Raw genomic sequence first — 22,113 nt, forward strand, 5'->3', positions numbered from 1 at the left:
GCGTGCCTAACGCAGCGCGGCCAAAAACTCATCCGAATCGAAGCCATTCTTCATGTGATGGCCCCGCACGATGAGGTAGGGCGTGCCATCGGCCCCCAGGGCCCTGAACGCCTGCTCGCAATGCGGCGTCGTTGTCATATTGCATTCGCTCAGAGGGAAACCATACTGGCTGAGCCAACCCTTGGCTTGCGCGCAGTAGGTGCAATCCGTGGTGCTGTACATCACCACATCCTCCGCCTGCACGGTCGCGGCCAGGGCTCGGATTTGGGCATCGGTCAAATCGGCGCCAGCACTTGCCACTGCACGCCCGCCACCAGGCAAAGCCTTGCTCTGCAGCGCCTGCTGGCCCCACCACGCCCCCACCACCACCGCCAGGACAACCGTCAAGGCCGTCCAGGGCACGCCGCGTGAGGCGGGTTTGGCTGCTGGCGGCATGCGCTGCTGAATGACCTGAGGCGCCCTGCCCTGTGCGGCCTCGGCTGCCTTGACATAAGCCACACCACATGCGGGGCACTGCCAATCCGGCACGGCGGATTCACTGGGGTGCCGAATGTGGTGGCATTTGGGGCAACTCGTCGTCATGCAGGCCTCGATTTATCCAGACATCAAAAAGGAATGGCTGATGCCGAAAAAGCCCTTGTAAGCCCCGCACAGCAAGGCCTTGGGCTTATATCACAATCTGTCAACCCCCCACGCAAAGGCCCTGGGAGCCCGCTTTAGCCCCCCCTGGGCCTTGAGCTTTTCGGCTCTTTTCTATACAGTCACGGCTTTAACGAAGAGCTGCATTGCTGACAGATCAAGGCTGGAAACACAGCATCATGGTGCCCCGCACAGTCAACAGGGAATCCTCGTCAGGCGGTTGTGGCTTGACATCTGCGGCACCCGCCGCAGTCGCCAGAACCTCCCGCGCGTGGTCTGCCGCGTTCCTGACTGGTGTGGCCCTGATTTGTGCGGCCGCCTGGCTTCCTTCCGAAGCCCTGGCCCGTCGCCATGCACCACAAGAGACAACTACCGCCTCGTCGTCGGTGGCCTTGTCTGCCCTTCCCGAGCAAGCCCAAGACGTCCACCGCCGCATTGCTGCGGGTGGCCCCTTTCGGTATGCCAAGGATGGTGTGGTGTTTGGCAATCGCGAGCGCCTGTTGCCCCGTCGGCCGCGCGGTTTCTATCACGAGTACACCGTCCCTACCCCTGGCGAACGCGATCGCGGCGCGCGACGAATTGTTTGCGGAGGTAAAGACACTAGACAGCCGGAAACTTGTTTCTACACTGCGGATCACTATCAGAGTTTCCAGCAAATTGATCCACAGCGTTGAAGCGCCGTTCTTTTTTCTTAGACCTTTAACTTTGCTCGTCTGGCCATGACCACCTCCATGAATCCCGGGGCACAAGCGATCATGTTGTTGCAATCCGTTCGACCCAACATCGTTCAATCCATCCGCGCCTTCCGCCCGGAAGACTTGCAACTGGCCGCCAATGCCGTAGGCCAACATTTCCTGTACACCAACCTGAGCGCCGCTCAGGACAAGCAGGCCGTGCTGGACATCATCGCCCGCGACTTCCTCTTCCCGGATCACTTCGGCAAGAACCTCGACGCCCTGTACGACTGCATGACCGACCTGGTGCACAAGTCCGGCCCGCAGCCAGGCTTCGTCGTGGTGCTGGAACTCATCCCTGACGGCAACAAGTGCGACCGCGAAACCCGCGAGCAGCTGCTGGACGCCTTCCGTGACGCGGCCGACTTCTGGTCCGAGCGCAAGGTCGCCTTCCGCGTGTTCTACTCGATCGCCGTGTCGGGCAAAGAGTCCGCCGGCAACTGGGACAAGGCCGAAGTCGCCCAGAACGACCCGAACGTCAAGCCTGTCAAGGTTTCCAAGAACGCACCCCAACCGATGATCATGAACCTGCCGCCGATGAGCAGCGTGTTCGATACCTCGGCGCTGCTGGCTGCGGCTTGATGTTGATAGATCGCGCTTAAGCACCCAGGCGCGCGCTTTTCACGAAGCGCTGGGCCAAAATAAAGCCGGGCTGGTCACACGATCAGGCCCGGTTTTTTCATGTCTCTGCGAATTTGCACGAATACGGCAAATTGCCGTACACTTCAATCAAGGAGATTCGCCATGAAATCCAGCGCCCTGACAGCCCGACTCGAAGCCCGCATCAGCACCGACCTGCACGGCCTGCTCAAGCGTGCGGCTGAACTACAAGGACGCACCATGACGGATTTCGTCGTGGCCGCCGTTCAAGACGCCGCGCTGCGGGCTGTTGAACAAGCTGAGGTCATCCGCCTGTCGATGGCCGATCAACAGTGCTTTGCCGACGCGCTGCTTTCTCCCCCGAAGCCGCAACCAGCCTTGAAACGGGCCATGGCCCGCCGGCAAAAGCTCCTGCGCACTGACGAAGAATGAGCGCCGCCTCCAGCCGTGCGCCATTCAGGCTAGCGCTGCTTGACGCCACGCATGATCGCTCAACCTTCAACAGCGGCACGCTTGCACTGGATCGCTACTTGCACGAGCAAGTCACCCAGGACATGCGCCGCCGTGTGGCCACCTGCTTCGTGGCCTTGAGCGACGATCAACGCATTGCCGGGTACTACACGCTGGCGTCTGCCAGCGTGCCTCTGACAGCGTTGCCATCCGAGTCCATCAAGAAGCTGCCTCGTTATCGCGCCGTGCCAACAGTGCGCATGGGCCGGCTGGCTGTCGATCAGGCATTCAAGGGACAAGGCTTGGGCGGCGCGCTGCTGGGCGATGCCCTCACACGGGCCGCACGCTCGGAAATCGCGGCGTACGCCCTGGTGGTCGATGCCAAGGACGATACAGCCGCCGCGTTCTACCGCCATCATGGCTTCATCGCGCTGCCAGAGACACCATCGACGCTGTTTCTGCCGCTGGCCACGGTGCCCACCAAGCCATAAAGCCCCCGCGTGGACAAGACATAGCTTGAAGACAATCCGTCACCACTGAGCTTGCCCCCATCACGGCAAATCATCTTCCGAAGGCGGCGCATTCGGCGCACGCGGCCCCACGGTCGCGCCCAGGCGATTGCGCACCGACAGGGACTTGCCGTTGATCAGGTGCCCATACACCGTGGCATTGGCCAGCACCTTCTTGACGTAGTCCCGCGTTTCGTTGAAGGGGATGTTCTCTGCCCAGGCAGCGGCATCGATGCGGGGGCCCTCACGCCAGCGCCGTGGCCGTGATGGCCCGGCGTTGTAGGCAGCAGCGGCCAGGGCCTGGGCGCCCTGGAAGTCGTCCAGCACCAGCTTGAGGTAACCCGCGCCCAGGCGCAGATTGGTCACGCGGTCCATCAACAAGCCTGGGTGGTACTCGATCGAGAGCTTGCGCGCCGTCCAGGCGGCCGTACCCGGCATCACCTGCATCAGGCCCGATGCGCCCACGACCGATTTGGCCACGGTGATGAAGCGCGACTCCTGGCGGATCAGGCCATACATATAAGCAGGGTCCAGACCGACCTCGCTGGCGGCTTTGAGCACGTCCTGCTTGAAGGGCATGGGATAGCGTTGCGCCAGATTGAACTCATGGCGGGTACGATCGCTGGAGTTGATGCAGCGATCCCAGAGTTCACGGTGGCAGGCCTCTTCGGCCACGGCCATCAGTTCGCGGTCGCTCAACCCGCCAGCCTTGGCGTAGGCCAGGGTGAAGTTCCACTCTTTCAGGGCCTCGGTGCGCCAACCCAGGTCGAGCATGCGCAGCGCACGGTCGATGCCGGGGATGGCGCGGGCATCCGCCAATTCGTTGTCCGTCAAGGGCGCGGGCCGGGCCGGCGCGCGCACCGGGCCACCATGCAGCTCTTCGGCAGCCAGCTGGCCATAGAAGGTCAGCGGGTGCGCCGCCCTGGCCAGCAGATCACGCGCTTGTTGGCGCAAGCCATCGACCACCACAGGCAACGACGCACCAGACTTGGCACGCCCCTGCAAGGCCTTGGCTTTCCAGTAGAGCCAGGTAGCGTCCTGCTGTTGATCCGGCGCCATGGCATCGACCGCCTGCTCGACCAGTTGCCAACGTTCCGTCTGCCCGGCTGAGGCAGCACGCAGCCCCGAACGCGCCATCCAGGCCAGGGTTTCGACCGACCAGGACGCGGCCACGCGCGAACCACTCAGGCGCATCTCGCCGGTTCCCGCAGCCAAGGCGCGGTCTGCCAGGGCACGCTCGAAATACCCTGGAGCATCGGGCATCAGGCGCCAGGCACTTGAGCGCCCCAACTGGGACCAGGCCCAGGCTGACTCCTCGGCATTCCAGTGCCAGCGGCCACGCTGCGCGCTGTCACCCATTGCCTGGGCGGATGCCAGGGGGTCCATCCCCGTCCAGCGGATGAAAGCCAGCAGGTTCAAGGGGCTGAGCGCCTCGGTGGGGACAGCCAGCGGCACGGGTGTGGGATCCGGCTTGGCTGCCTTACCCTTGCGCTTGGCCGCCTTGCCTTTGTCCTTGTCTTTGTGCTTGCCTGCCTTGGGGGTGGCACTCATTGAGGCCCCTGGCGTGTGTTTGCGCTCGTCAGCCGAAGCGCCAGACAAGGCCGTCGCCTTGCCGTTGGGCATCAGGAAGGCCTGTGGCTGCATCATCACCCGGTTCACGGCCTGGCTGATGGTGTCACCCAGCAACCTGGCACTTTGCTGCACCGCCCTGGGCTTGTCGGCCTCGATGGCCAGACGCAATTTGCGCCACACATCGTCCGGCTCCAGCACGCGGGCCGCCAACAGGGCCTGCGCCATGGCGTCACAACCGAAATCGGCATCCTTTTGGCCCCACCAGGCCTGGCGGGCTTGCTCGCGCCAGTCTCCCGGCCCCTCCATGGGCGCCTGGGTCTGGAAACGCGCCAGCACGCCCAGGCAACTGACCTCACGGTCATCGTTCATCCGGAAGGACGGCTGGATGCGCAGGAAGGTGCGCCAATCACGACGACGCCCCAATTCCAGCAACCAGTCGTTGCGTGCCCGGTCGGCCACATAGCTGTCAGGCCAGCGCGCCAGGAATTCATCCACCAGGCTGGGGCTGGCATCAATCAGCCGCGCCTGAAAATACCAATAGTCTGCCCAGGGAGCCAGGGGGTGCTGCGCCGCGATCAGAGCGTCGCGCGCCGCCAGCAGGCGTGCCTTGTCTCGCACGCGCAGTGCTTCGCGCGCTTCCTGGACCGTGGTGTCGTCCACCGCCGCATGCGATGTCGCCACGCCCCCCGCAAGCCCCACCACCAGCGCCAGGGCCGACAAAGCGTGCGCGCCAGGAGACGCATACTGATAAGAGATCCGCAATTGAGTAACCTTTTGTTATGACCACCAACAAACCACCTGCCACCCGCGCCGAACTGCGGCAACGCCTGCTGCAAGCCCGCCGTGATTGGGCAAACTCGCCGGCTGCCGAGAAAGCGCAGGCGGCCCTGCACGAACGCGTGCTGGACGTGCTCACCCATCTGGAGCCCGACTGCCTGGGTTTGTACTGGCCTATGCAGGGCGAATTTAACCCAATGAAGCTCGCTTCCACAGTCCGTTCCGAGTGGGGTTGTCAACTGGCGCTCCCCTTTGCCCGGAAAACGCCCGTCGAGATGCACTTTCGGGCCTGGGATGGCGCTGAACCAGACGTGCGCGACGAATGCAACATCCCCACCGCCAACGGCAAGCCCGTGCGCCCCGATGTGGTGCTGGTGCCTTGTGTGGGCTTCACGGCAGAGGGCTGGCGACTGGGCTATGGCGGGGGCTACTTCGACCGCTTCATGCAGGCGCACCCGGAGGTCACTGCCGTTGGCACGGCCTGGGAGCTCGGCAAGCTCGACCAAGCGGACCTGGCACCTCAGTCACACGATGTCCCACTGATGCTGGTACTTACAGAAAGCAACAGCTGGAGCGCTTAACGCCCCCCAGTTTCGGGGGTGACGCGAGGGAACCCTATGCGTTAATCGAGCAACAAGGGTGAAGATCACGACACGGCTCATGAGAGCCTTCCATTCGAGGGCGACAGGAGCAGCGCCCCACATCAACCGAAACAAGGACGTGAACATGAAGTTTTTGAAGCATTTCGCCGTGTCGTTCCTGGCCGTCGCTGCAACCGCCGCCTCCGCAGCCAGCGTGACACTGAGCCCCGTGACCAGCTCGACCGTGTCGTTTGACACAGCCGCCTTGGCCTCGAACAATTTCACTGCTACGGCACTGGGTGGCTCCACCTACAGTTCGTCGACTGGCATCCTGACCGACGCCATCGCCGGCGCTTCGGTGAGCAGCTTCCCAGGTGCAGCACTGGTGTCGTATGACGCCGCCTCCGGCATCTCGCTGAGCACCAGCATCGCTTTCGTTGGTACGGTCAAGGTCAACATGACCAACTTCTCGTACAACGCTGGTGACAACATGCTGTACGGCGATCTGCTCGTCACGGCTTTGGGCAGCAGCAAGACTTACACGAACCAGTCGATCCTGGTCGCCGGCACCGAAGTGGGTACCATCGGCGCCGACAGCATCAACAGCGTGAGCAGCTCCGCCGCGGCTCGTGCGCTGAACATGAACCTGTCGTCGTTCACACTGTCTTCGGACCTGCAGACCCAACTGGGTAACGCTGTGTCTTTCGTGTCCTGGCTGCCTGCTGCGGTCAAGAGCATCAACGTCACCAGCGCCACGCCCGTGACGCCTGCGGTTCCTGAGCCTTCGACCTACGCGCTGATGGGCCTGGGTCTGGTTGGCATGGCCCTGGTCGCTCGCCGCAAGCAAGCCTGATCTGCGATCAGTCTGCTGCGAAGCAAAAAGGCTCCTCAAAGAGGAGCCTTTTTTCATGGGTCTGTGCGATAGGCGCTGCCATTGACACACAAACAGGAAAGGGGCCCAAGGCCCCTTCTTCCATCAGATCAAAACAAATCTGAAGCTGTCTGACTGATCAGAAGCGATAGCCGATGCCAACACCGAACAGGATGGGGTCAACCTTGACGGTGGACAGGTACTCGCCGGTGGCCTTGACCTTCACGTCCGTACGGATGTCGATCTTCTTGAAGTCAACGTTGAACGACAGCTGCTTGGTGATGGGGAAGTCTGCACCGATCTGGATGGCAGTGCCCCAGCTATGGCGCTTGATATCCAGAGGCGTGCTGCTACCCAGTACAGGGCCGGCATCCAGATTCACAGCCGAGAAGTGGGTGTAGTTCACACCGAAACCCACATAGGGGCGCACCACCGGGTTAGCCGGTGCGAAGTGCCACTGAGCAGTCAGGGTTGGAGGCAGGTGGCGCAGGGTACCGATCTTGGTGCCAGCCAGCGAAATCGTTTGCTTCTGAGGCGTGGTGGCAATCAGTTCCAGCGCCACGTTTTCCGTCACGAAGTAAGAGGCGTCAATTTCCCAGATGTACTTGCTGTTCACGGTAATGGCGTCAGCAGGCACGCTCAATGCGGAGATTTCCGTGCTCTGGTTAGCAGGCTCCAAGCTCAGGACGCGTGCACGCACCATGAAGTCGCCAGCGAAGGCGGGCGCAGCGGCGGCGCATGCCAGTGCGGCAGCGGCGATCAGGCGGGTGCGGATGGAAGTGGCGATCATGAAAAAGTCCTTCTTGTGGCTAGGTTGCTGGGGAGCGTGTTGGCGCTACCCATGCAGCCATTGCAACAAGATCAGACCGCCCAAAACTTGTGCTGCATCAACTCAGCGTGGCCCAAAGCAGTGCGAATGCTCCAAAACCCTTGGGGTTTTGCGCCAGATCAGATGAACGCGATGCGTTTGAGCAACGGATCTGACAATGAGCGCAGTCAAAGACCCAGACGCTGGGTGATGGCCAGCACGGGGCCCGACTGGTTCATCGTGTAGAAGTGCAGGCCGGGCACGCCGCCCTGGCGCAACTTCTCGCACAGCTCGCTGACCACGTCCAGACCGAAGGCCTGGATCGAGGCCTTGTCGTCGCCGTAGCCTTCCAGGCGCGTGCGGATCCAGCGGGGGATTTCAGCGCCACAGGCATCCGAAAAACGCATCAGCTGGGTCGAGTTCGTGATGGGCATGATGCCGGGGATCACGGGAATCGTCGCACCAGCCTTGTGCGCATCTTCCACAAAACGGAAGTAGGCGTCCGCGTTGAAGAAGTACTGCGTGAGGGCCACATCGGCGCCGGCCTTCACCTTGGTCACGTAGGCCTGCAGATCGGCCTGCGGGTTGCGGGCCTGGGGATGCATCTCGGGATAGGCACCCACTTCGATGTGAAAGTGCTGGCCGGTTTCTTCGCGGATGAAGGCCACCAGTTCGCTGGCATAGCGGAACTCGCCGAAGCCGCCGTAGCCGCTGGGCAGGTCACCGCGCAACGCCACCAGGCGCTTGATACCGTCAGCCTTGAACTGAGCCAGCTGCTCACGCACGGACGCCTTGCTGGCCCCAATGCAGGAGAAGTGAGGCGCGGCATCAAAGCCTTCGCTCAGGATGGCGCGCACGGTCTGGATGGTGCCGTCCTGGGTGGAGCCGCCGGCGCCATAGGTCACCGAGCAGTATTCCGGCTTGAGCGGGTAGAGCTGCTGGCGCACGGCGGCCAGCTTGTCCACACCCTCAGGCGTCTTGGGCGGGAAGAACTCCAGGCTGATGGGCAGACGCGTCAAGGTCGTCATAGAAAGCTTTCAAGATCTGTTCTGGTGCGGCTTATGACGTAAGCAAGCGCTTACTTTTCAAGCCTTGCGCGCCCGAACGAAGAATTCACGGTTGCCGTCGCCACCGGCGATCGGGCTGTTGAAGTAAGCACTGACTTTCAAACCAAGATCCGTACAGGCCTGGCGAATGCGTGCTTCCACCTCGGGGTAGCTGGCCGGGTCTTTGACCAGGCCGCGCTTGCCGATGTGCTCGGGTTGCAACTCGAACTGCGGTTTGACCAGGATGAGCATCTCACCCTTGTCGGCCAGGAAAGGCACAAGGGCGGGCAGGACCAGCGTGAGCGAGATGAAGGACAAATCGGCCACGATGAAGTCGAAACCCGCCTCGGGCGCATCCTCGCCCAGGTCTTCAGCAGTGAGGTGGCGCGCATTGACGCCCTCGATCACTGAAACCTGAGGATGCTCGGCAATGCTGTGGTGCACCTGACCATGACCCACATCCACGCCCACCACATGCGACGCACCGTGCGACAGCAGCACCTCGGTGAAGCCACCGGTGCTCTGGCCGATGTCCAGACAAAGCTTGTCCTTCAGATCGACCGGGTGCTTGCAGAAAGCGCAATGCTTGAGGGCGCCTTCCAGCTTCAGGCCGGCACGGGAAACCCAGCGGGTCTCCGAGTCGTCCGTCACCTGGAACTCGCTCTCGATGGGCAACTGCTCGCCCGCCTTGCGCACCGTGGTCCAGCCTTTGGGGCCGCTCCACTGGACGGCGCCTTGTTCGATCAGCCGTTGTGCAGCCGAGCGCGTAGGCGCCATGCCTTTTTCCAGAATGAGCTGATCGGCGCGGGCGAGGAGGATGTTGGTCATGAGCAAAAGGTAGCAAGAAAACAGTCCGCATAAAGCGAACAGGCCCTGGCCGTGCCACTGGTTGGAGTGCCGCCGAAGGCGCACGACCAATCCAGCGACCGCAGCGGTGCCCCCTGGGGGGGGCTGAGCCCGGACTTGGACAGTCCTTGAGGACTGTCCAAGCCTGGCGAAGGGCCGACCCGTCTCCGGGTCGGCGCGGGCTGCAAGCCGCCGCAGGCCGTAGGGGGGGGTTAGTAACGGTAAGTGTCGGGCTTGTATGGGCCGTTCTTGGGCACGCCAATGTAGGCGGCTTGCTCTTCGGTCAGCTCGGTCAGCTGGGCGTTGAGCGTGGTCAGTTGCAGGCGGGCGACCTTTTCGTCCAGGTGCTTGGGCAGCACATAGACCTTGCCGTTGTCGTAGGCGTCGCTGTGGGCGAACAGCTCGATCTGGGCGATGGTCTGGTTGGCGAAGCTCGACGACATCACGTAGCTGGGGTGACCCGTGCCGCAACCCAGGTTCACCAGGCGGCCCTTGGCCAGCAGGATGATGCGCTTGCCATCCTTGAAGATGACGTGGTCAACCTGGGGCTTGATCTCTTCCCACTCGCAGTTTTCTTCCAGCTTGGCAACCTGGATTTCGTTGTCGAAGTGGCCGATGTTGCAGACGATGGCGTTGTTCTTCATCGCGGCCATGTGCTCATAGGTGATCACGTCGCGGTTGCCGGTCGTGGTCACGAAGATGTCAGCCTTGTCGGCAGCCCAGTCCATCGTGACGACGCGGTAGCCTTCCATGGCGGCTTGCAGGGCGTTGATCGGGTCGATCTCGGTCACCCAGACTTGGGCCGACAGGGCGCGCAGCGCTTGGGCCGAGCCCTTGCCCACGTCACCATAACCAGCCACCACAGCGACCTTGCCAGCGACCATCACGTCGGTGGCGCGCTTGATGCCGTCCACCAGGGATTCGCGGCAGCCGTACAGGTTGTCGAACTTGGACTTGGTGACCGAGTCGTTCACGTTGATGGCGCGGAACAGCAGGGTGCCCTTGGCGCTCATCTCGTTGAGGCGGTGCACGCCGGTCGTGGTTTCTTCGGTCACGCCGATGATCTGGGCAGCCTTGCGGGTGTACCAGGTGCTGTCCACAGCCAGCTTGGCCTTGATCGAGGCGTAGAGGATGCGCTCTTCTTCGCTGGTGGGGTTGTTCAGAACGGAGATGTCCTTCTCGGCGCGCTTGCCCAGGTGCATCAGCAAGGTGGCGTCACCACCGTCGTCCAGGATCATGTTGGGGCCTTCGCCTTCCGTGCCCTTGGCGCCGAAGTCGAAAATGCGGTGGGTGTAGTCCCAGTAGTCTTCCAGCGACTCGCCCTTGTAGGCGAACACGGGGGTGCCGGCTTCCACCAGGGCGGCGGCGGCGTGGTCTTGCGTCGAGAAGATGTTGCACGAAGCCCAGCGCACGTCGGCGCCGAGGGCTTGCAGCGTTTCAACCAGCACGGCGGTCTGGATGGTCATGTGCAGCGAACCGGTGATGCGCGCACCCTTGAGGATCTGCTTGGGCGCGTATTCGGCACGGATGGCCATCAGCGCAGGCATTTCGCTTTCAGCGATCTTGATTTCCTTGCGGCCCCAGGCGGCAAGGGACATGTCGGCGACGATGCATTCGACGCCTTTGTGTTCAGAAATCAGTTTGTTGGTAACAGCGGTCATGGAGAGCTCCTAAGGGTTCAGAAGCCGCCGTGCGCTACCGGGGGGAACGTGAAAAGATACAACTCACCCAGCGGGACACATGCGGGTGAGCGCGGTTGCACATCACGTGATGATCACGTGCCTTTCGAGCCTGGGGGCCACGCCTGAACTGGACGGCCCTTGCAACGCTCCTCGAAAGCCTGCGCAGTATAAATCGTCTAGCCGGCTTGTGCAGCCAAAACTACACGATTGCGACCGGCTTGTTTGCCTTGATACAGCGCCTTGTCAGCCCGTGCCAGGGCCTGCTCAACCGTTTCGCCCGGCGCAAGCAGGCTCACACCCAGGGTGATGCTGAGGGGCACCAGCTGGTGGTTGTGCACGAGGTCAATCTTGCTGATGGCGTCCTTGATGCGCTCCGACACCCGCAAAGCCTCGTCCACATCGGTGGAGGGCAGCAGCATCAGGAACTCTTCACCGCCCCAGCGGGCCACGTGGTCGACCTCGCGAACGCCGTCTCGCAGGGCCTGAGCGACGGCCTTGAGCGCCGTGTCGCCGGTTTCGTGGCCGTGCACATCGTTGATGCGCTTGAAGTGGTCCACATCACCCAGCACCAGCGCGAGCGGCCGGCCACCGCGTTCGAACACGGCCGCTTCGTGCTGGGCCACTTCCATGGCAAAGCGCCGGTTGCGCAACTGCGTAAGCGGGTCGGTGCAAGCCTGCAGGCGCAGTTTCGCTTCAGCCGAGGCCACCAGCCGGTAATACACCGTGGCCAGCAGGCCCAGGATAACCAGCGTGCTGGCCTGGTTGAAATAGTGCAGGCCTGACAACATGGCGTGAGGCAGATCCTCCAGGGGCTGCGCATCCCTGAACATGAAGTCGAGCCCCATGTAGAGCACGCCCACGGCGATCGCCGCCGAGACTTTCTGCCAGGTCGCGTGCATGTTGCTGAGGATGGCCACCGGGATGATCAGGATGATGTAGTAGTGAAAACCACTTTCCCAGCCGATCACCACCACGGACAGGATGCCGTGCAGCAGGATCTCGCCCACGATCAGCCCCATGGCAATGAAATGTCGGCCGTTCTGGATCAGCAAGGCTGACAGGGTGTAGACGAGCACACTGGCCACATTGCCGCGCGCCATCCAGGCCACGCCGACCGAATCGAACAGGAAGATGAAGGCCAGGTGCGCCACAGAGGCGATGACCGTGACAGCCGACAACAGGCCCAGGAAGACACCGGTTGTATTGGTGCCTGCCAGCAGCGTATTGACGAGATCCCGAACGTACTTCACAGGGTCGCGGGGCGACAAGCCCGACAAGGTGATATCGGGGTTTATCGGCTGGCGAAACGGTGACTTGAGGGAGGCGGGCAGACCTTAGCGGGAACTGTTGGCGTCTTCGACTGCACTGGCGTCGCAGAAGGCCTCGTCATCGATGAGGCATTCGCGCTGCTCGTCGCTGCCCTTGCCACTGCCGCCACGGGTGACGAGCTTGCTCGACAGCAAGGCCTCGACCTCGGCGTGCGGCACCAGCACCCACATGCGGCCACGGTGCTTGGTACGGCGCGCCTGCTTGCCCGCATCGGCGCCGAAGCCCCAGAAGTAGTCGGCGCGCACCGCACCCCGGATGGCGCCACCCGTGTCCTGCGCGAACATGAGGCGCTGCATCTGGGTCTGGCGTTTGTCGCCCGCGGAAGCATCGAGGAAGACGGGGTAGCCCAGGGGCAGCACGCGCGGATCCACCGCCAGGGAGCGCCCCGCCGTCAGGGGCACGCCCAAGGCGCCCACGGGGCCAGCCTGCGCCGACTGATCGGGCGCGGTGCGGAAGAAGACGTAGCTGGGATCGCTGTCCAGCGCCTGGCTGCGCTGCTTGAGCAAGGAGGTGCTCAGCTTGTTGACGACGCTGGCGCTGGCGCCACCACCAGATTTGCCGACCACAGCCGGCCCCGCAACCTTGGCAGTGGGTGATGGCGTACTCTTGCGGGCGTTTTTCTGCGCCTGGGTCAGCAGATCGTCCACCAGTTGCTGGGAACCACCCGCGGGCTGGGGTTTGGCGGAGGCCACCGAAGGTGCCGTCAAGGTGATCGCTGCCTTGCCAACGGCGGGCTTGGTGTTGGGCCTCGCACCAGCGGGCGGCAGGAGTGAATCCACTGCATCGGCCACGGAAGGATCAGCTGGCGCGCCGGATGCGGCTGCCTTGCGGGCGCCACGGGTCAAAGGCTCGTCTGCGGGCGGGGTGGTGGCGTTCGTGTCTGCCGACGCTGCGGTGTCGGCCGCATCGGCGAGGTCGAAATGCTCGACCTCATCGCTCAGGTCGCCGCCCTCACCTTTGGCGCCACGCGTCTGCACGCGCTCGTTGCCGGATGAGGCCAGTTGCATGGGCTTGAAGGGATGGCCGTTCTGGTCGGCATAGGCCAGGCGCAGGATGCTGCCATCGGGCAGGCGGATGCGGCCTGTACCCTGCACCTGCATGGCGTACAGGGCGATGGGATCGTCCACCCAGGCCAGCACGGGCGCATCCAGCGCGGCGGAACGGTTGATGTCGGCGCGGGTGTAGTACGGCAGGCCTTCACTGCCTTGCAGGCGCACACGCAGGCGGCGGTCCAGGGTGTCGAGCGTGAAGCGACGCATGTCCACGGTGATCACACCAGGCTGGCCCGCCGGTGCAGGGCTCAACAGGCGGCCATTGACGCGCACGTTAGTCACGCCCTTGCGCTGGGTGGCCGGGATGACCTTCCAGTCCAGAAAGTACAGATCGTTGGGCACGCCATAGACAGGCACCGAGAACTGCGCATCACGCTGAGCGCGGCCCTGCAGCAGCGGCTCGTAATAGCCCGTGATCTCGCCTTCACGGGTGCGGTCGGTGTTCTGCACCGTCAGCAGGGCGAACTCGCGCTCCAGGAACTGCCGGCCCGCCTTGGGGTCCTTGATCGACTTGACCTTGGTGCACAAGGGCTTCCAGTTGGGCTTGCGCTCCAGGGCCTTGCACGACTCCTTGAAGGCCGCCCAGGCTTCGCCCAGGTTGTCTTGCTGCCAGCCAGGCAGGCTCTCGAACGCGCTGACTTTGAACAGGGCGTGTTTGGTGGCGATGTCCTTGCCCACTTGGTTGCGGGCACCTGCCACATGGCCGCCATCGGCATCACCGTCGGCCGAGGTGCCTGCCGGAGCGTGCGCGGCCTGCTCCACCTCCGGACCACTGGCGCAACCAGCCAAAGCCAACGTCACGGCCAGTGACAAAGCGGCCAGCGCGCGCGGCGGCAAGGAAGGGGGCTTGAGGGCTTGCATCATGGTCGGCATCTTGAAACCGGGCCGGCCTGGGGGCAACTGACCTTGGTCAAAACGCCCGACTTGTTACCTAAGTCACCGCGCCCTACCCAGGGGGGCCGCTATTCTCGGCTGTTACGCCTCCTTATGGTCATCTACCCCTCGTCTGGCATGCGCTTTCATCTGCCCCAACTCTCCCGCTGGCTGTCGGCCGCCGTGATCGGCGCGGCCCTGGCCGGCTGTGCCGACATGCCCATCCCCTTCATGAAGCCGGACCCCACCAAGGTCGAGGCCAAGGTGGTGGCATCGCCCCAGGCCAATCCGGATGCCCGCAAACGCCCTTCGCCCGTGGTGGTGCGCGTGTACGAACTCAAGAGCCGCGCGCAGTTCGATTCGGCTGATTTCCTCTCGCTGTACGAGCGTGACAAGGACGTGCTGGGCGGCGATCTGGTCGCGCGTGACGAGTTCGTGCTCAAACCCGGCGAGACCAAGGACATCAACCGTCAGCCGCAGGCCGACACCAAATTCCTGGCCGTGCTGGTGGGCTTCCGCGATCTGGAAAAGTCCCGCTCGCGTGCCATCGCTGCGGTGGTGCCCAACACCACCAACCGCTGGGTGATCAAGATCGAGCCGTTGAGTGTGGGCATCCTGCCCGCCCCACCGGCCAAATAAACAAGCCATCAACGCTCGGCCCCAACCCGAATCCTGACCAAGGCATACACATGAGCTGGCGCAACAAAGTCGTCTGGTCGCAGGGGATGTTCCTGCAACCGCATCATTTCCAGCAGGAAGCCCGCTACAACGAGCGCCTGATCGACAGCCGCGTGCGGGCCCTGTCGCCCTTTGCATGGGGCTTCACGGAATTGCAGCTCGATGACAGCCTGCTGGCCCTGGGCCGTGTCGGGATCGCCCGCGCCAGCGGCATCTGGCCTGATGGCACGCCCTTCGCCATCCCCCTGCTGGACCCGGCCCCCGCGCCGCTGGACATCCCCGCCGATCTGAAGAACGAGATCGTCTACCTGGCCCTGCCGGTGCAGCGCGAAGGCTTGAATGAAGCCGACTTCGGTGCAGGCGCGGGCAGCAGCGCGGGTGACGAACTGGCACGTTTTGACACCCTGGTCGAGGCCGTGCGCGACAACACCGACGCCACCGCCGAGCCCGAAGAGATCCAGACCGGCCGCCTGCGCCTGCGCCTGCTGCGCGCCAAGGAGCTGACCGATGCCTACACCGTGCTGGGCTGCGCCCTGGTGGCCGAGCGCCGCAGCGACAACGCCGTGCTGCTGGAACGCGCCTACATCCCGCCGCAGGTGGTGTGTGATGCCTCCGGGCACCTGTCGTCCAGCCTGACCTTGCTGCATGGCCTGGTGCGCCAGCGCTCGCATGCGCTGGCCGGCAAGATGGGCCAATTGGGTCATGGCGTGTCGGAAGTCGCGCAGTTCCTGCGTCTGCAACTGCTCAACCGTCACGAGCCCTTGCTGCGCCAGTTCGCCAGTGCGCCCAACGCGCACCCCAAAGAGCTGTTCCAGGTCTGCCTGCAACTGGCCGGTGAGCTGTCCACCTTCCACACCGCAGCGCGCCGCTCGCCGGATTTCCCGCTCTACCAGCACGATGACCTGCGCGGCTGCTTCACGCCCGTGTTCGAGGCCATCCGCGACATGCTCTCGGCGGTCGAAGAAGACAACGCCGTGCAGATCGAACTGGTGGACCGCAAGTTCGGCGTGCGCACGGCCGTGGTGCCCGATCTGGAGATGACCCGCAGCGCCACCTTCGTGCTGGCGGTCAACGCCCAGATCCCCGGCGAGCAACTGCGCACGCGCTTCCCGGCCCAGACCAAGGTGGGCCCGGTCGAGAGCATCAAGGAACTCGTCAACTTCAACCTCGCCGGCATCACGCTGCGCGCCCTGCCTGTGGCACCGCGCCAGCTGCCTTTCCATGCCGGCTACTTCTACTTCGAGCTGGAACGCGGTGGCGAGCTGTGGCAGAAGTTCGAGGCCAGCGGCAACCTGGCCCTGCACGTGGCCGGTGACTTCCCCGGCCTGGAGATGGCCTTGTGGGCGATCCGTCGCTGATCAGCCGCTGAACCCGTTTGATTGAAAGCCAGGCATGACACAGCCTCCGAACCAAGCACCCAATCAGCCTCCGATCGATCCTTTTGCCTCGATCGACACCGGCCGCACCTTCGTGATGCCCACGCCCGGCCAACGCCCGGCCGCTGGCGCCACGCCGTTTGACAACATCGCCCGTGGTGCCGATGTGGCCGCCGACCTGGGTGCGCCCGACACCGGTTTGAATTCGCTCGTGGCCCTGGCCAACCCTCTGCTGGCCCTGGTGCCCCAGATCCGCACCACCACGCATCTGGCCGATCCGGCCGCCTTGAAGGAATCGATGGCCGCCGGCCTGCGCGATTTCGAAGCCAAGGCCCGCGCCGCCGGCATCGCCAGCGAACGGGTGCTGGCTGCCCGCTACATCCTGTGCACGCTGCTGGACGAAACCGCGGCCAGCACACCCTGGGGTGGTTCGGGCCAATGGGCGCGCCACAACCTGCTGGTCAGCTTCCACAACGAGGCCTACGGCGGCGAAAAGGTCTTCCAGTTGATGGCCAAGCTGGCCGAAGACGTGCCCGCCAACCGTGATCTGCTGGAGCTGATCTACGCCGTGATCACCATGGGCTTCGAAGGCCGCTACCGCGTGATCGAAGGCGGCAAGACGCAGCTCGACACCGTCCGAGACCGCCTGGCCCAGTTGCTCAAGCAGGCGCGTGGCGACTACGCCCAGCCACTGGCCCAACACTGGCAAGGTGCCCCGCAAGCGCGCCGCCTGATGCTGTCGTGGCTGCCACTGTGGGTCACCGGTGCCGTGACGGCGCTGGTGCTGCTGGCCGTCTACCTGGGCCTGACGTTCGCGCTCAGCGGTCACTCGGATCCCGTGTTCGGCGCCATCCAGAGCCTGCGCCTGGCCCCACCCGTGCCGCCCACGCCCATCCCCGCCGCCAAGCCGCGTCTGGCGCACTTCCTTCAGGCGGATGTGCGCTCCGGCCTGGTCGCCGTGCGTGACGAGATCGACCGCAGCGTGATCACCCTGCGTGGCGACGGGCTGTTCGAGGCCGGCAGCGCCTCGCTGAGCGAAAACCGCGAAGCCATCATGACGCGCATCGCCCAGGCGCTGGTGCAGGTGCCGGGCAATGTGCTGGTCACCGGCCACACGGATAACCAGCCCATCCGCTCGATGCGCTTCCCCTCCAACTGGCATTTGTCGCAAGAACGTGCCGACACCGTGCGGGATCTGCTGCAAGCCAATGGCGTGGCCAAGGAGCGCATCCGCTCTGAAGGCCGTGCAGACGGCGAACCGGTGGTGGACAACACGACGGCCTCGAACCGTGCGGTCAACCGCCGTGTCGAGGTGATCCTGTTCGTGGCCCGCGAGAACAACAACGGCAACGGCACCGCAGCCCAAAACACGGCTCCAAGCGCAGCCCAAGAGACACAACCATGAAGAAGCTGCTGTCCTTCCTCTTCAGCGGCATGGTGCTGGCCATCATCGGCCTGATCGCCCTGTCGCTCGTCATCTGGATCGTGGGCCCACTGATCGCCATCGGCACACTGCGCCCGCTCGACTCGGTCTGGTCCCGCCTGATCCTGATCGGCCTGATCGTGGGCATCTATGCCCTGATCAAGGTCATCAGCGCCATCCGTGCCAAAAAGGCCAACCAGGCCGTGGTCAACCAGTTGCTGGCACCCGCGCCCAAGGGTGCCGACGCCGAACCCGAAGCACCTGAAGTCAAGCTGCTGCGCGAGCGTTTCGAAAAGGGCATGGAGACGCTCAAGAACGCGCGCTTCGAAGCCCACAAGGGCGTATGGTCGGGCCTGAAAGCCCGCGCCGGCAAGCGCTATCTGTATGAGCTGCCCTGGTACATCATCATCGGTGCGCCGGGTTCCGGCAAGACCACGGCCCTGCTGAACTCGGGCCTGCGCTTCCCGCTGGCCACGCCCAGCAGTGGCGCCCAAGGCCTGCCCGGTGTGGCCGGCACACGCAATTGCGACTGGTGGTTCACCGACCAGGCCGTGCTGCTGGACACCGCCGGCCGCTACACCACCCAAGACAGCGATCATCAAGCCGACCAGACCGCCTGGAACGGCTTCCTGGCCTTGCTCAAGCGCGCCCGCCCGCGCCAGCCCGTCAACGGCGTGCTGGTGACCGTGTCCGTACCTGATCTGCTGACCAAATCGGCTGCCGAACGCCAGGCCCAGGCCGCCGCCGTGCGCACCCGCCTGCAGGAGCTGCACGAACAACTGGGCGTGCGTTTCCCCATCTACCTGATGGTGACCAAGTGCGACCTGCTCTCCGGCTTCATGGACAGCCTGGGCGAGCTGGACCGCGACACCCGCGCCACCCCATGGGGCTTCACCTTCAAGCTCGACGACCAGCAACACTCCGACGCCTCGGCCTTCCTGCCCGAGTTCGACGCGCTGGAAAAGCGCCTCACCGATGGCCTGATCGACCGCCTGCAACTGGAACACGACCCGGCCCGCCGCGCCCGCATCTACGCCTTCCCGCAGCAGTTCGGTGGCTTGCGCAATGTGCTGAAGTCCTTTGTGGACGATGTCTTTTCGCCTTCGCAGTTCGAGCAGAACCCGCTGATCCGTGGTGTGTACTTCATCAGCGGTACGCAGGAAGGCACCCCGCTGGACCGCATGCTGGGCAGCATCGCCCGCAGCTACCGCCTGGAGCGCACCGTGCTGCCGCCCAACAAGGCCAGCGGCAAAGCCTTCTTCCTGGAGAAGCTGCTGGGTGAGGTCGTGTTTGCCGAAAGCGAACTCGGTGGCACCGATCTGAAGTGGGAGCGCCGCCGTGGCCTGATGGCCGCCGCAGGTTACGCCGCCGTCGGCGTGATCGCCACCGCCTTGCTCGTGGCCTGGGGCGTGAGCTTCTTCAACAACCGCAGCTACGTCAACGAAGTCAGCCTGCGTGAGCAAGGCGTGCGCTCGCTGCTGCAGACCACACCCAACCGCGCGTCGTCCGACATCCTCGTGCTGATGCCCGCCTTGAAGGCCACGCGTGACCTGGCCGTGGCCGACAGCGACCGTGCCGTGCCCTGGTCGCAAGGCTTTGGCCTGTATCAGGGCCGCAAGCTGGACGCGGCCTCGCGCCAGGCCTACGAGCGCATGCTGGTGGACGCCCTGCTGCCCCGCATCGCCCTGCGCGTGGAAGACCAGGTCAAGACCAGCATCGACAACCCCGAGCTGCAGTACGAAGCCCTCAAGGCCTATGTGATGCTGCACGACCCGCAGCACTTCGACCCCAAGGCGCTGAAGTCCTACTTCATGGCCGACTGGGATCAGAACCTGCCGCGCAGCGTCACCACCGAACAGCGCGCCGAGCTCAATGGCTATCTGGACGACCTGCTGGCCCAGGGCCCCGCTGTGTCGCCCCTGCCGGAAGACCGCCAGCTGGTGGACAGCACCCGCGCCCGCCTGGTGGCCATCCCCCTGGCGCAGCGCGTGTACTACCGCCTCAAGCAACAAGGCGTGGGTGAAGAGATCCCCGAGTTCACCGTGGCCAAGGCAGCCGGCAACAGCGCGGCCCTGGTGTTCATGCGGGCCAGCGGTGCGCCGCTGACCAAGGGCGTGCCCGGCCTGTTCACGTTTGACGGCTATCACAAGGGCTTCCAGCCTCAGGTCGAGCAAGCCACCAAGCAGCTCAGCGAAGAAGAGACCTGGGTGCTGGGCGTGCAGGACAGCGCCCGTTCGCAATCCCTGCGTGACCCCACCGCCCTGCGCCGCCTGACCGATGACGTGCGCCAGATCTACCTCACCGAGTACGCCACGATCTGGGAAGGCTTCATCGCCGACATCCGCATGCTGCCTTCCGACAGCCTGCCCAAGGCCTCGCAGATGGCGCGCGTGCTGTCCAGCCCCGAGTCGCCTTTGAAGCCTTTGCTGACGGCGCTGTCGCATGAGACCACGCTGAGCCTGTCGGAGAGCAAGTCCATCATCGACAAGGCGCAGGACAAGGCCGAAAGCGCGCTCGACAAATCACGCGACCAGATCGCCAAGCTGTTCGGTGACAAGCCTGCAGCCACGGCAGTGGCCGACGGCCGGCGCATCGAATCCATCGTGGACGACCGCTTCCTGGCCTTGCGCCAGATGGTGAGCAGCCCCGATGGCAAGAGCCCCGCCCCCATCGACGGCACCCTGGGCCTGATCAACGAGGTCTACACCTTGCTGACCGCGACCGAGACCGCGGTGCAAGGTGGCAACGTGCCGCCGCCCAGCGACGTGCCCAACAAGGTCAAGGCTGAAGCGGCGCGTTTGCCTGAGCCGCTTCGCTCCTTGCTCAACACCTTGTCGGTCAGCGGCACCTCGGCAGCGCTGGACGCCACCCGGGCCAACCTGGGCCAGGCCATCAAGTCGCAGATCGGCGAATTCTGCCAGCAGGCGATTGCCGGCCGCTACCCCTTCGTGCGCAGCAGTGGCCGTGATGTCACGCAGGATGACTTCGCCCGCATGTTCGCGCCCGGCGGCCTGATGGACACCTTCTTCCAGCAGCAGCTCGCCCGCTTTGTGGACACGTCCACACGGCCCTGGAGCTTCCGCAAGCTCGAAGGCGCCACCATGGGCACGGACAGCGGCACCCTGGCGCAATTCCAGCGCGCCGCCGCCATCCGCGACACCTTCTTCCGAGCTGGGGGCAACCAGCCGGGCCTGCGCCTGGACTTCAAGCCCTTCGAGATGGACGCCACCATCACCCAGTTCACGCTGGATGTGGACGGCCAGTTGGTGAAGTACGCACACGGCCCGCAGATCCCGGCCACCGTGCAATGGCCCGGCCCTCGCGGCAGCTCCATGGTGCGCATGTCGATTGCGCCTCCGGGCGCGGGCGACAACGCCATCGTGACCGAAGGCCCCTGGGCCCTGTTCCGCCTGTTTGACCGCATGGCGCTGAGCCCTGCCGGCGCGCCTGAGCGCTTCAATGTGAACTTCAATGTGGGCGGCCGCCATGCCACCTTCACGGTCACATCCAGCAGTGTGCAAAACCCCTTCCGCCTGCCGGAGTTGAGCAGCTTCTCCTGCCCGGGAGGTCTGTGATGCCGGGCGAAGAAGGTGCCTGCGGCTGGTTCGGCAAGATCGCCTCGCTGGGTGATTTCAGCGCCCGGCGCCTGCCGCCGGAGTTCGTGCAGCGCTGCGACGACTGGTTATCACGCGGCGTGCAGACCAGCCGCCAGCAGTTGGGTGACCACTGGCTCAACACCTACCTGACCGCGCCCGTGTGGCGCTTCGCCTGGAGCCCCGGCATCGCCGGCCAGCATTGGTGGATGGGCGTGCTCATGCCCAGCGTGGACAGCGTGGGCCGCTACTTCCCGCTCATCGTGGCGCAGGCCAGCACGCACGCGCCCGATTCCGGCCAGGACCAGACGGCCCTGCAGCGCTGGATGGACCATGTCGCCCAGGCGGCCATGTCCACCCTGCAGCCGGGCTCGAATGTGGACACCTTCGAGGCCCAGTTGATGGCCGCACCCGGCTGGCAAGCCTCGCCGCCCGTGGGCGTGCCGACCGTGCAAAGGCTGATGGGCCGCGATCGCTACGTCACGGCGCCGCACACCTCGCTGAGCCAGTGGCTCGAAGGCGTGGCCGGCACCAGCCTGCACCAACAGGCGCAGGGGCAAAGTCTGTGGTGGCAACCCGATTCGGGCCACGGCAGTGGTAGCCTGAGCATGGGTCCGGGCCTGCCCGGCGCGGACCACTTCGTCGATCTCTTGCGCGGCAGCTGGTGATTCCCG

The 22,113-nt window shown here is 64.4% G+C and carries 18 protein-coding genes, 1 pseudogene and 1 riboswitch; of the genes and pseudogenes, 11 read left to right on the plus strand and 8 right to left on the minus strand.

The features are described from left to right. Positions 1 to 6: 6 nt before the first annotated feature. Positions 7 to 582 carry a glutaredoxin family protein gene (locus HY836_RS02840; protein WP_290673378.1) on the minus strand — a complete coding sequence of 192 codons (576 nt, stop codon included), beginning with the start codon at positions 580 to 582 and terminating at the stop codon, positions 7 to 9. A gap of 395 nt (positions 583 to 977) precedes the next feature. Between HY836_RS02840 and HY836_RS02845 the strand changes: the two genes are divergently transcribed. From HY836_RS02845 to HY836_RS02860, 4 genes and pseudogenes are all read left to right on the plus strand, one after another. Beyond that, positions 978 to 1,313, plus strand: coding sequence for a ribonuclease domain-containing protein (locus HY836_RS02845; protein WP_290673461.1), 336 nt, complete (start codon positions 978 to 980; stop codon positions 1,311 to 1,313). A gap of 81 nt (positions 1,314 to 1,394) precedes the next feature. Beyond that, positions 1,395 to 1,781, plus strand: a pseudogene (locus HY836_RS02850) (barstar family protein); the annotation flags it as partial. A gap of 336 nt (positions 1,782 to 2,117) precedes the next feature. Then, positions 2,118 to 2,405, plus strand: coding sequence for a DUF1778 domain-containing protein (locus tag HY836_RS02855; protein ID WP_290673380.1), 288 nt, complete (start codon positions 2,118 to 2,120; stop codon positions 2,403 to 2,405). Continuing rightward, positions 2,402 to 2,914: a GNAT family N-acetyltransferase gene (locus HY836_RS02860; protein WP_290673381.1), complete on the plus strand. Its 513-nt coding sequence runs from the start codon at positions 2,402 to 2,404 to the stop codon at positions 2,912 to 2,914. Before HY836_RS02855 ends, HY836_RS02860 begins: the two co-directional genes overlap by 4 nt. Before the next feature lie 60 nt (positions 2,915 to 2,974). Here HY836_RS02860 and HY836_RS02865 read toward each other — a convergent pair whose 3' ends face one another. Further along, positions 2,975 to 5,266: a lytic transglycosylase domain-containing protein gene (locus tag HY836_RS02865; RefSeq protein WP_290673383.1), complete on the minus strand. Its 2,292-nt coding sequence runs from the start codon at positions 5,264 to 5,266 to the stop codon at positions 2,975 to 2,977. Between the two features lie 17 nt (positions 5,267 to 5,283). Here HY836_RS02865 and HY836_RS02870 point away from each other — a divergent pair, with 17 nt between their 5' ends. Next, on the plus strand, positions 5,284 to 5,862 hold the full coding sequence (locus HY836_RS02870) for a 5-formyltetrahydrofolate cyclo-ligase (RefSeq protein ID WP_290673385.1): 579 nt from the start codon (positions 5,284 to 5,286) through the stop codon (positions 5,860 to 5,862). Positions 5,863 to 6,007: 145 nt separating this feature from the next. Then, a complete protein-coding gene (locus HY836_RS02875) occupies positions 6,008 to 6,715 on the plus strand; it encodes a PEP-CTERM sorting domain-containing protein (RefSeq protein WP_290673387.1) in 708 nt (235 codons plus the stop codon). A 157-nt stretch (positions 6,716 to 6,872) separates the two neighbouring features. On the opposite strand, the gene HY836_RS02880 is transcribed toward HY836_RS02875, so the two are convergent. From HY836_RS02880 to HY836_RS02905, 6 genes are all read right to left on the minus strand, one after another. After that, entirely contained in the window at positions 6,873 to 7,523 is a 651-nt protein-coding gene (locus tag HY836_RS02880; RefSeq protein ID WP_290673389.1) for an OmpW family outer membrane protein, read from the minus strand. Between the two features lie 206 nt (positions 7,524 to 7,729). After that, entirely contained in the window at positions 7,730 to 8,569 is an 840-nt protein-coding gene (gene metF, locus HY836_RS02885) for a methylenetetrahydrofolate reductase [NAD(P)H] (protein WP_290673391.1), read from the minus strand. Between the two features lie 57 nt (positions 8,570 to 8,626). Then, positions 8,627 to 9,415, minus strand: coding sequence for a TlyA family RNA methyltransferase (locus HY836_RS02890; protein WP_290673393.1), 789 nt, complete (start codon positions 9,413 to 9,415; stop codon positions 8,627 to 8,629). Positions 9,416 to 9,645: 230 nt separating this feature from the next. Further along, positions 9,646 to 11,094, minus strand: coding sequence for an adenosylhomocysteinase (gene ahcY, locus HY836_RS02895; RefSeq protein WP_290673395.1), 1,449 nt, complete (start codon positions 11,092 to 11,094; stop codon positions 9,646 to 9,648). Positions 11,095 to 11,174: 80 nt separating this feature from the next. Then, positions 11,175 to 11,273, minus strand: a riboswitch (S-adenosyl-L-homocysteine riboswitch). An 18-nt stretch (positions 11,274 to 11,291) separates the two neighbouring features. After that, positions 11,292 to 12,383: a diguanylate cyclase gene (locus HY836_RS02900; RefSeq protein ID WP_290673397.1), complete on the minus strand. Its 1,092-nt coding sequence runs from the start codon at positions 12,381 to 12,383 to the stop codon at positions 11,292 to 11,294. A 66-nt stretch (positions 12,384 to 12,449) separates the two neighbouring features. Further along, entirely contained in the window at positions 12,450 to 14,360 is a 1,911-nt protein-coding gene (locus HY836_RS02905) for an MltA domain-containing protein (RefSeq protein WP_290673399.1), read from the minus strand. Between the two features lie 147 nt (positions 14,361 to 14,507). On the opposite strand from HY836_RS02905, the gene tssJ reads away from it, so the two are divergent. From tssJ to tagF, 5 genes are read left to right on the plus strand one after another with little or no spacing between them, the layout of a single operon-like run. After that, complete coding sequence (tssJ, locus tag HY836_RS02910) at positions 14,508 to 15,008, plus strand: type VI secretion system lipoprotein TssJ (protein WP_290673401.1); 501 nt, start codon at positions 14,508 to 14,510, stop codon at positions 15,006 to 15,008. A gap of 50 nt (positions 15,009 to 15,058) precedes the next feature. Next, positions 15,059 to 16,405, plus strand: coding sequence for a type VI secretion system baseplate subunit TssK (gene tssK / locus HY836_RS02915; RefSeq protein ID WP_290673403.1), 1,347 nt, complete (start codon positions 15,059 to 15,061; stop codon positions 16,403 to 16,405). A 34-nt stretch (positions 16,406 to 16,439) separates the two neighbouring features. Next, on the plus strand, positions 16,440 to 17,828 hold the full coding sequence (locus HY836_RS02920) for a DotU family type VI secretion system protein (RefSeq protein ID WP_290673405.1): 1,389 nt from the start codon (positions 16,440 to 16,442) through the stop codon (positions 17,826 to 17,828). Next, on the plus strand, positions 17,825 to 21,421 hold the full coding sequence (gene tssM, locus HY836_RS02925) for a type VI secretion system membrane subunit TssM (RefSeq protein ID WP_290673407.1): 3,597 nt from the start codon (positions 17,825 to 17,827) through the stop codon (positions 21,419 to 21,421). Before HY836_RS02920 ends, tssM begins: the two co-directional genes overlap by 4 nt. Continuing rightward, entirely contained in the window at positions 21,421 to 22,107 is a 687-nt protein-coding gene (tagF, locus tag HY836_RS02930) for a type VI secretion system-associated protein TagF (protein ID WP_290673409.1), read from the plus strand. Before tssM ends, tagF begins: the two co-directional genes overlap by 1 nt. The last annotated feature ends 6 nt before the right edge of the window (positions 22,108 to 22,113 follow it).

Source organism: Aquabacterium sp., assembly GCF_016234775.1.
Taxonomy (GTDB): Bacteria; Pseudomonadota; Gammaproteobacteria; order Burkholderiales; family Burkholderiaceae_C; genus Aquabacterium.

Excerpts from the sequence above, each read along its gene's own strand:
- HY836_RS02840 (WP_290673378.1), bottom strand. The coding sequence starts at position 582 with ATGACGACGAGTTGCCCCAAATGCCACCACATTCGGCACCCCAGTGAA.
- HY836_RS02855 (WP_290673380.1), top strand. The coding sequence starts at position 2,118 with ATGAAATCCAGCGCCCTGACAGCCCGACTCGAAGCCCGCATCAGCACC.
- HY836_RS02860 (WP_290673381.1), top strand. The coding sequence starts at position 2,402 with ATGAGCGCCGCCTCCAGCCGTGCGCCATTCAGGCTAGCGCTGCTTGAC.
- HY836_RS02870 (WP_290673385.1), top strand. The coding sequence starts at position 5,284 with ATGACCACCAACAAACCACCTGCCACCCGCGCCGAACTGCGGCAACGC.
- HY836_RS02875 (WP_290673387.1), top strand. The coding sequence starts at position 6,008 with ATGAAGTTTTTGAAGCATTTCGCCGTGTCGTTCCTGGCCGTCGCTGCA.
- HY836_RS02880 (WP_290673389.1), bottom strand. The coding sequence starts at position 7,523 with ATGATCGCCACTTCCATCCGCACCCGCCTGATCGCCGCTGCCGCACTG.
- metF (WP_290673391.1), bottom strand. The coding sequence starts at position 8,569 with ATGACGACCTTGACGCGTCTGCCCATCAGCCTGGAGTTCTTCCCGCCC.
- HY836_RS02890 (WP_290673393.1), bottom strand. The coding sequence starts at position 9,415 with ATGACCAACATCCTCCTCGCCCGCGCCGATCAGCTCATTCTGGAAAAA.
- ahcY (WP_290673395.1), bottom strand. The coding sequence starts at position 11,094 with ATGACCGCTGTTACCAACAAACTGATTTCTGAACACAAAGGCGTCGAA.
- HY836_RS02905 (WP_290673399.1), bottom strand. The coding sequence starts at position 14,360 with ATGATGCAAGCCCTCAAGCCCCCTTCCTTGCCGCCGCGCGCGCTGGCC.
- tssJ (WP_290673401.1), top strand. The coding sequence starts at position 14,508 with ATGCGCTTTCATCTGCCCCAACTCTCCCGCTGGCTGTCGGCCGCCGTG.
- tssK (WP_290673403.1), top strand. The coding sequence starts at position 15,059 with ATGAGCTGGCGCAACAAAGTCGTCTGGTCGCAGGGGATGTTCCTGCAA.
- HY836_RS02920 (WP_290673405.1), top strand. The coding sequence starts at position 16,440 with ATGACACAGCCTCCGAACCAAGCACCCAATCAGCCTCCGATCGATCCT.
- tssM (WP_290673407.1), top strand. The coding sequence starts at position 17,825 with ATGAAGAAGCTGCTGTCCTTCCTCTTCAGCGGCATGGTGCTGGCCATC.
- tagF (WP_290673409.1), top strand. The coding sequence starts at position 21,421 with ATGCCGGGCGAAGAAGGTGCCTGCGGCTGGTTCGGCAAGATCGCCTCG.